The sequence below is a fragment of the Streptomyces sp. CB00316 genome (genome assembly GCF_001905595.1).
Taxonomy (GTDB): Bacteria; Actinomycetota; Actinomycetes; order Streptomycetales; family Streptomycetaceae; genus Streptomyces.
The window spans coordinates 1-7,679 of record NZ_LIXI01000024.1 but is presented as its reverse complement, the minus strand read 5'-3'; the positions used below and the strand labels follow the sequence as shown (position 1 = coordinate 7,679).

Below are 7,679 nucleotides of genomic sequence, written 5' to 3'. Positions count from 1 at the left end.
CCCCGCGGAGCGGGTACCACATCGCTGCGCGATGTGCAAGCGAACACCCGCGCTGCGCGCGGGTGTTGCGCTCCCGCTCCGCGGGAGCGCTGGCGGCCCGCTGCGCGGGCCGCGTCACTAAGCCCGCTGCGCGGGCTTAGTGACGCTCCGTCCGCTGCGCTTCCGGAGCTGCGTGGCTTTGCCACGCTGGCCCTGGGCTCCGCTTCGCTCCGCCCTGAGCCGGCGGGTCCGCTGCGCTCCCCCGCCTCAAGGGCCCTTCCGGCTGCGCCTCCAGGACCCAGGGCCCGCTGACGCGGGCCTGGCTGGCTACGAGGAGCGGGGGTCGCTCGTTCGTGGCGGGTTCTAGTGTGTTGTCGCCTCAGGAAGATGCATCATGTATTGTTGGCAGAAATATGGGACACCCGTCAGTCGCTCGGGATTTCCCAAGTTTCCGAGAGGATGGCCAGATGGCCGGTCACCGCGAATCTACCGGACCAGATCCCGTGCTGGTCAGCGATTCTTGCGTCGGGTGACGCAGTACCAGACGGCGGGTGTGAACGCCCGGTTGAGGCTGTTCGCGCTCCTGGAGGCGCAGGGCGTACCCGCGAGCGAGCGGACGACCTGGAGGCCGGGGCGGTCGCCGGTGCGCAGTGCGAGGTGGTGGAGCTGGACGGCATGGTGCCGGCTTCTTGGGGGGCGCTGTGTTCGAGGACGGCTGGTACGAAGGCGTGATGGCGGTGAGCGAGGCCCCGGGAGCATGGCGGGCCGGGGATGGCCACGGCGCGGCGCCGGGTGCTGGGCGAGGCCGGCGGTCTGTGTGCGGCGCGGAGGGTGAACAGCGACGAGGACTGCATCCTCTGCGCGCTCGGTGTCGGGCACTACGACCTGGACGACCAGGCGCCCTTCAGGGACGGAAAGCCCGGCTGGCACAGGGCGGGTGCGTCGATCTGGAACGGCTCGGGTGCGGTCTGTATTCCGCACGCGGCCATTTGAAGGACCACAGGAATAGGAATCGGGGAGGGCTTGAAAATGCTTTTGGTTCCGCTCAAGGAACACCAGGTCGACCAGAAATTTCGCTTTCGTAACTGGGTCGGATTTCCTGCAAGATCTTTTGTGCCTCCGGAGGGGGCGCGTGCCATGGGGGTGTCCGCGACCGGGTCCGGTAAGACGATCACGACCGCTTCGTGCGCTCTGGAGTACTTCCCGGGCGGGCGGATTCTGGTGATGGTGCCCACGCTGGACCTGGTCGTGCAGAGTGCCCAGTCCTGGCGGCGGGTCGGGCATCGCGCGCCGATGGTCGCGGTCTGCTCGGTGGACAGGGACGAGGTCCTGGAGCAGCTCGGAGTACGCACCACCACCAACCCCATCCAGCTCGCCCTGTGGGCGGGGTCCGGGCCGGTGGTCGTGTTCGCTACGTACGCCTCTCTCGTGGACCGTGAGGACCCCGCCGATGTCTCTGGGCGTGGGACTGTCCCGGGGCCGTTGGAATCGGCTCTGGCGGGCGGGGAGCGGCTGTACGGGCAGCGGATGGCGCCGTTTGACCTGGCCATTCTGGACGAGGGGCACATGACGGCCGGGGACATGGGGCGGCCGTGGGCGGCGATCCATGACAACAGCCGGATCCCTGTCGACTTCCGGCTCTACCTGACCGCGACCCCGCGGATCCTCGCCGCGCCCCGGCCGCAGCGTGGCCGGGACGGCCGGGAGCTGGTGATCGCGTCGATGGAGGACGACTCCAGCACCTACGGCACCCGGATTTTTGATCTCGGTCTGGCAGAGGCGGTGGAACGCTCGATCCTTGCGGGGTTCGAGATCGACGTGCTCGAGATCCGCGACCCGGACCCGGTCCTGGGCCTGTCCGAGGACGCCCTGCGTGGCCGGCGCATGGCCCTGCTCCAGGCTGCGCTGCTGGAGCACGCGGCGCAGCAGAATCTGCACACCACCATGGTGTTCCACCAGCGGGTCGAGGAAGCCGAGGCGTTCGCCGGGCAGATGCCGCGCACCGCCGCCGAGCTGTATGCCGCTGAGGCCTCGGCGGCGGCGCTGGCCGGTGCGGAGGAGCTGCCCGCGTCGTCGATCGACGCTGAGCTGTATGAGCTGGAGGAGGGCCGTCATGTGCCTGCGGACCGGGTGTGGGCGGACTGGCTGTGCGGGGACCATCCCATCGCGCACCGGCGTGCGGTGATCCAGCGGTTCGCCAACGGCATCGACGCCCAGAATCGGCGGGTGCACCGGGCGTTCCTCTCCTCAGTACGCGCTCTCGGGGTCGGGGTCGACATCACCGGACTGCGCGGAGTGGAGGCCGTGTGCATCGTCGGCTCGCGCAGCTCCCAGGTCGACGTCGTCCAGAACATCGGACGTGCCCTGCGGCCCAACCCCGACGGCCGGGCCAAGACCGCGCGGATCATCATCCCCGTCTTCCTCCAGCCCGGGGAGGACCCGAAAGACATGGTCGCCTCGGCCAGCTACCAGCCCCTGGTCGACATCCTCCAAGCCCTGCGCTCGCACTCGGAACGCATGGTCGACCAGCTCGCATCCCGCGCCCTGACCCGCGGCACCGAACGGCGGCGCATCCACATCCCGCCCGCCCCCGCGGCCGGCGCCGAGAACGAGGACATGCCCGAGGAGGCCGGCGAGGCGCAGCAGGAGGTCGACCGGGCCACCTCGATCGTGGTCAACTTCGCCTCCCCCCGCGACGCTGCTGACATCGCCGCCCTGACCCGCTGCCGCGTCATCCGCCCTCAGTCCCTCGTCTGGTTGGAGGGCTACCAAGCCCTGGTCCGGTGGCGTGCCGAGAACGGGATCACCGGCCTGTACGCCGTGCCCTATGACGTGGAGACCGCGGTCGGGACGACGAAGAGGTTTCCGCTTGGGCGATGGGTGCACCAACAGCGGAAATCACTGCGGGCCGGTGAACTCGACCCCCACCGCAAAGACCTCCTCGACGAGGCCGGGATGGTCTGGGAGCCCGGCGACGAAGCATGGGAGAACAAACTCGCCGCACTCCGCTCCTACCACCGGGCCATCGGATACCTCGCACCCCGACAAGACGCAATGTGGGGCGAGGGAGAGGGCCTGGTGCCGGTTGGCCAGCACCTGGCCAACCTCCGCCGCAAGGACGGCCTCGGGAAGGACCCGGAACGGGCCGCCGCACGCGCGGAGCAGCTGACGGAGATCGACCCCGACTGGAACTGCCCCTGGCCACTGGACTGGCAACGCCACTACAAGGTGCTCGCCGACCTCGCCGCCGACGAGGACGGTGGAGTGCTGCCCGACATCCAGCCCGGCGTGCTCTTCGAGGGCGACGACATCGGACGATGGCTCCAGCAACAACGCAAGCCAGGCACCTGGAAGCAGCTCTCCACCGAACAGCAAGAACGACTGACGAAGCTCGGCGTGCAGCCCGACCAGGCACCGGCCCCCGCCCCGACGGCGGCGCGTACGACGAAGGGCCCGAACAAGGCACAGCAGGCATTCCAACGCGGCCTGACCGCCCTCGCCCAGTACGTCGCCCGAGAGGGCGAGTCCACGGTGAAGCGGACCCACCGAGAGAAGATCGTCATCGACGACCAGGAACACGATCTGGCCCTGGGGATCTGGTACTCCAACCAGAAACAACGCCGCGACAAGCTCACCGCAGAGCAGCTCGCCGCCCTCGCGGAGCTGGGTGTCAGTTGGGCCTGACGTCGACAGCGAGATCCCGGGGCCGCGACGATCCCGGGGTCTCGTGCGTGAGGACCGCTGCAACTCGGTTGTCACGTCGTCTGGGCGGGGCAGTCAGATCCGCACGCCCGTGGCCATGGGGAAGGCTGCGGGCGGGGGGGAAGGCAGTCTCTTGCGCTCCACGACGTCTTCACCGGTCTACGGACGCCAGAACCTGAAGTAACGGCGGAGACTTGCCCTGCGTCGCGGCCGCTGCTCTTCTCTGTCGTGGGCGGCCAGTAGGCGGCGGTCGCGCTCCTGGTTCTGGTCGATTTCCGCCGGTGTGTAGCGGCGGCTCCAGCGGACGCGGCTGGCACGGATCCAGTAGTGCGACTGGCATGGAAGGGACCAGTTGCCGATTGAGGGGGTGAGGGAGACGTTCTCGCCGTCATAGGTGAGGGACCACTGGGCTGGGGAGAGAGGCGTGACGATCTCGTGGCCGCAGCCGCAGCAGCATAGGTGGCTGCAGGTGCGGTAGGGGATCGAGATGTAGAGGACCCCTGCGTCCATGGCCGGGGGAAAGGTCTTGGTGAAGACCGGGCGCAAGGTGTCTGGAGGGGTCACGGGAGGTCCTCGTTGGCGATCTCGTTGGTGATCAGTGAGTACGTGGTGTGGGCCTCGTCGGTGGCGTCGGCGTAGATGCCGAGGGAGCGTTTCCAGCGAATGACGGCCAAGATGGCGTTGAGCGCGTTGAGGTCGGCGGTCTGGATGTTGCTTGCGTAGGCGTCGCGTTCGGGTGCGGGTCGGGGAATGCGGTGGCGTGCGGTGTCTCGGCGGCCGGGGAGGCTGGTGGTGATGCGGAGCAGTCCGCTGAGGTGGCCGTCGATCTCTTCGATGCCCATGCCGACGTCGATGAACGGCACGTCGTGGGCTTCGAGCCAGTCCATGACGGGCAGTTTGCTGGCGGCGTCGTCGGAGGCGAGGAAGACGAATGTCGCCCCGTCGAGGAGGGCGAGGTTGTCTTCGTCGAGGTACTGCGCGCAGCCGGTGACACCGCGGTGCATGTGGGTGTAGACAGAGGCGAAGTAGGCGGCCTTGGACGGGCGTGCGCGAAGGGTGTCGAGGGTGGGGGCGCCGGGGGCGCGGAAGGCGTTGTGGTTGTCGAAGGTGTCGCCGTCGATGAGGAGGATGGAGTCGACCTCGGTCTTGGCGACCTGGTCGAGGATGTAGCTGCCGCTGCCGCCGAGGCCGACGATCGCGATGCGCTGGCCTCGGAAGCGGCGGTTGACGGCGGTGATGCCGGCGCGGGACGTGGCGGTGTCGCGGTAAGCGAAGGGGCTGTCGTCCTCGATTTCCTGCCACGCGGCACCGGGTGTGGGCGTGGCTGTGGGGTCGAGGGCGTGGGCGTGGTCGGCGACGATCCGGGCGTACGCGGTGATCTTCGTGTACTGGTCGGGGTAGCCGTCCGGGGGCTTGCTGGAGAGCATGAAGTTCGCCTGCGTGTTGTCGGCGATGACCCGTGTTTCCGGATTGGCGAGGGTCAGGGGGCGACCGTGCTCGTCACAGGGGGCGGAGCCGCCGAACCAGATGCGGTGGTCGGTGCCGGAGACGAAGCGGTCTCCGGCGATGGTGACGGGGTGGGCGAGGAAGCCGCGCTCGACGGTGCGGTTGTCGGTGACGTACGGGATCCGGACGATGATGTGGCCGGCGACGAGGGTGATGTCGTAGCCGTCGTCGAGGAGGCGGGAGAGGTCGGGGTCACGAGCGAGAAGTGCGGTAGACATCGAAGACCATCTCCTTCTTCACTCGGACGCTGTGGTCGGCGGTGAGGCTGCCCGTGCCGTGGCCGTCGTGGCCGCGGCTGTAGCGGACGGTGTAGGTGTCCTGCTCGTTCGGCGGCTGACCGGGGTAGGCGAGGTTGACGACCTCCTCGTAGGTGATCTCCTTCGCCTCCCAGGTGTGGGGGCGGGCGTTGACGATGATCGTGACGGGCTTGGGGCCATGGCTGTCCTGGGACATGGGGTCCTCCTGAAGTGGGGAGCGCGTGTTCGGACGGGTGGGTGCCGGGGCGTCTGGCGGGGCGCTGTCCTGACATTGGGTCCTGGACGAGAGCTACTTCTTCTTGGGCTTCTTCGAGGCCGACTCGTTGACGGTCGTCGACGGGCTGCGACGGACCGCCGACTGCTTCACGAACCGGCCCGTGATCGCACTGCGGCCACGCTTGCCACTGGATGCACTGCTCTTGCCTGCCATGGGCTTTCCCTTCGATGAGTGCTTGCGACCTCTAGCGGGGGCCAGTTTCATGTACCTACTAGGTACATGAAACTTATCGACCTTGATCCGGAGGATAGCATGGAAGCAGTAGGTATACGGAAGAGGATTCTGAGGTCGTTGGTGGAGATCGTCTTTGAGGACGCCGAGCTCGCCCGTGTCTGCAACAGCGGCCCTGCCCGGAGAGATCGATTCGGCCATGAAGGCTCGACCACGCTGCTCCGACGCCTCGGCCAGATGTCAGCCGCCTACCAGCTGGCTGACCTGCGGCATATCGCGGCAGCGCGGCTGCGACCCGCCGCCAACGGTGACTGCTTCACTCGACTCGTGTCGCTCGGCACTCATGGAGACCTCGTCGTCCGCCCGCGCGACGACCCACCTGCCACCCTCGATGACGGCACCCTCGACGAGCACGCCGTACGCGCAGTGATCGTCACCGCGATCCACTGCCCCTGACCCCGCCCTCAGGCCCGCCCCGCAGCCTCGCCGACCGAGAGGCACTCACGTGACCCCGCCCGCCGCCACACACCAGCCATACCGCCCGGACGACGTCCTACCCCCAGGCGACACTCTCAAAGAGCAACTCGAAACACTGGGCATCCCCCAGGCCGATCTCGCCCGCCGCACCGGATTGTCCACCAAGCACATCAACCAGATCGTCCAAGGCAGCGCCGTCCTCACCCCGGAGACCGCACTGCTCCTGGAGCGCGCCGTCGGCATCCCAGCCTCCCTCTGGAACCAGATGGAAGCCGCCTGGCGCACCCACGTCAGCCGCGCCGAGAGCCGCGAAGCCCTCAGCAGCCAGCTCGACTGGCTCAAGCGCTTCTCCCTGACGGAACTCGTCAAGCGGGGCATCCTGCCGACCAAGGAATGCACCGTAGACAACCTCGAACGCCTGCTGACGTTCTTCGGCGTCGCCGACCCCGAGGTCGCGGAGAACGTATGGCGTGGCTACCGGACCGCGTTCCGGCGCTCAACCGTTCTCAGGCCCGACGACTACGCCACCGCCGTCTGGCTGCGTCAGGCCGAGATCGAAGCCCGCGAACTGATCTGCGCGCCGTTCGACCGCACGGCCCTACTGGACCTCCTCCCCCGGCTGCGTGCTCTGACAATCGAAGAACCCGAAGTCTGGCGTGCCGAGATCACACGCCTGTGCGCCCAGGCCGGCGTCGCCGTGGTCCTCGTTCCCGCGCCCCCCAACAGCCGCGTCTCCGGGGTCACCCGGTGGCTCACCCCGGAAAAAGTCGGCGTAGCGCTCAGCGACCGATTCAAGAAGGACGACCACTTCTGGTTCACCCTCTTCCACGAGCTCGGTCATGTCCTCCTGCACGGCAAGCGCCTCACCTTCATCGACGACACCCGCCGCGACAGCGACACAACCCCCGAAAGAGACCGCAGCGAAGCCGAGGCTGATGCCTTCGCCGCCGACACCCTCATCCCACCGGAACACGCCGCCGCCTACCGGCGCCTCGCCCAGCGCCCCACGCCCTTCACCAAAATCGAGTCCTTCGCCCGTCAAGCCGGTATCGCCCCCGGCATCGTCGTCGGACGCCTCCAGTACGACCGCGCCCTGGACTGGACGCACGGCAACAAGCTCAAACTCACCATCGAGATCACCCCCACCGGAGACCTCAAAGCCGACTACTGAGATTGAACGCGTGGTGTCGTAGGGGGTGACGGCTGGTCGGTGGCTGCGGTATCACCGAAGGTATGCGGTATCCACAAGGGGGCGGGCTGACCGCCGAACGGCAGCAGTTTCGCGATAAGTTACGGCTGCAGGCGGCCGA

Annotated in this window: 8 protein-coding genes and 1 pseudogene; 5 read left to right on the top strand and 4 right to left on the bottom strand. The window is 68.0% G+C overall.

Annotated elements, in window-relative coordinates; all coding sequences use genetic code 11:
- Positions 1-750 precede the first annotated feature (750 nt).
- A complete protein-coding gene (locus AMK21_RS35635; RefSeq protein WP_073882903.1) occupies positions 751-972 on the top strand; it encodes a hypothetical protein in 222 nt (73 codons plus the stop codon).
- Positions 973-1,008: 36 nt separating this feature from the next.
- Positions 1,009-3,663 (top strand): DEAD/DEAH box helicase, encoded by a 2,655-nt coding sequence (locus AMK21_RS33450; RefSeq protein ID WP_079181333.1) that lies wholly within the window; start codon positions 1,009-1,011, stop codon positions 3,661-3,663.
- 177 nt (positions 3,664-3,840) lie between these two features.
- On the opposite strand, the gene AMK21_RS37290 is transcribed toward AMK21_RS33450, so the two are convergent.
- From AMK21_RS37290 to AMK21_RS35630, 4 genes are all read right to left on the bottom strand, one after another.
- Positions 3,841-4,191: a DUF6527 family protein gene (locus AMK21_RS37290; RefSeq protein WP_073882905.1), complete on the bottom strand. Its 351-nt coding sequence runs from the start codon at positions 4,189-4,191 to the stop codon at positions 3,841-3,843.
- A gap of 50 nt (positions 4,192-4,241) precedes the next feature.
- The gene (locus AMK21_RS33440) at positions 4,242-5,405 is read right to left on the bottom strand and encodes a ThiF family adenylyltransferase (RefSeq protein WP_073882901.1); all 1,164 of its coding nucleotides are present in this window, start codon (positions 5,403-5,405) and stop codon (positions 4,242-4,244) included.
- Positions 5,380-5,640, bottom strand: a complete 261-nt coding sequence (locus AMK21_RS33435; protein ID WP_073882900.1) for a multiubiquitin domain-containing protein — start codon at positions 5,638-5,640, stop codon at positions 5,380-5,382. Before AMK21_RS33435 ends, AMK21_RS33440 begins: the two co-directional genes overlap by 26 nt.
- A gap of 93 nt (positions 5,641-5,733) precedes the next feature.
- A complete protein-coding gene (locus AMK21_RS35630) occupies positions 5,734-5,874 on the bottom strand; it encodes a hypothetical protein (RefSeq protein ID WP_167393076.1) in 141 nt (46 codons plus the stop codon).
- A 141-nt stretch (positions 5,875-6,015) separates the two neighbouring features.
- On the opposite strand from AMK21_RS35630, the gene AMK21_RS33430 reads away from it, so the two are divergent.
- The 3 genes and pseudogenes from AMK21_RS33430 to AMK21_RS37285 all read left to right on the top strand — a co-directional run.
- Positions 6,016-6,348, top strand: a complete 333-nt coding sequence (locus AMK21_RS33430) for a hypothetical protein (RefSeq protein ID WP_073882904.1) — start codon at positions 6,016-6,018, stop codon at positions 6,346-6,348.
- A gap of 49 nt (positions 6,349-6,397) precedes the next feature.
- Positions 6,398-7,540: an ImmA/IrrE family metallo-endopeptidase gene (locus AMK21_RS33425; protein ID WP_073882899.1), complete on the top strand. Its 1,143-nt coding sequence runs from the start codon at positions 6,398-6,400 to the stop codon at positions 7,538-7,540.
- 62 nt (positions 7,541-7,602) lie between these two features.
- Positions 7,603-7,679, top strand: a pseudogene (locus tag AMK21_RS37285) (transposase); the annotation flags it as partial.

Coding starts and splice junctions, on each gene's coding strand:
- AMK21_RS33435 (WP_073882900.1), bottom strand. CDS start 5,640: ATGTCCCAGGACAGCCATGGCCCCAAGCCCGTCACGATCATCGTCAAC.
- AMK21_RS33450 (WP_079181333.1), top strand. CDS start 1,009: ATGCTTTTGGTTCCGCTCAAGGAACACCAGGTCGACCAGAAATTTCGC.
- AMK21_RS35630 (WP_167393076.1), bottom strand. CDS start 5,874: ATGGCAGGCAAGAGCAGTGCATCCAGTGGCAAGCGTGGCCGCAGTGCG.
- AMK21_RS33440 (WP_073882901.1), bottom strand. CDS start 5,405: ATGTCTACCGCACTTCTCGCTCGTGACCCCGACCTCTCCCGCCTCCTC.
- AMK21_RS35635 (WP_073882903.1), top strand. CDS start 751: ATGGCCACGGCGCGGCGCCGGGTGCTGGGCGAGGCCGGCGGTCTGTGT.
- AMK21_RS37290 (WP_073882905.1), bottom strand. CDS start 4,191: ATGGACGCAGGGGTCCTCTACATCTCGATCCCCTACCGCACCTGCAGC.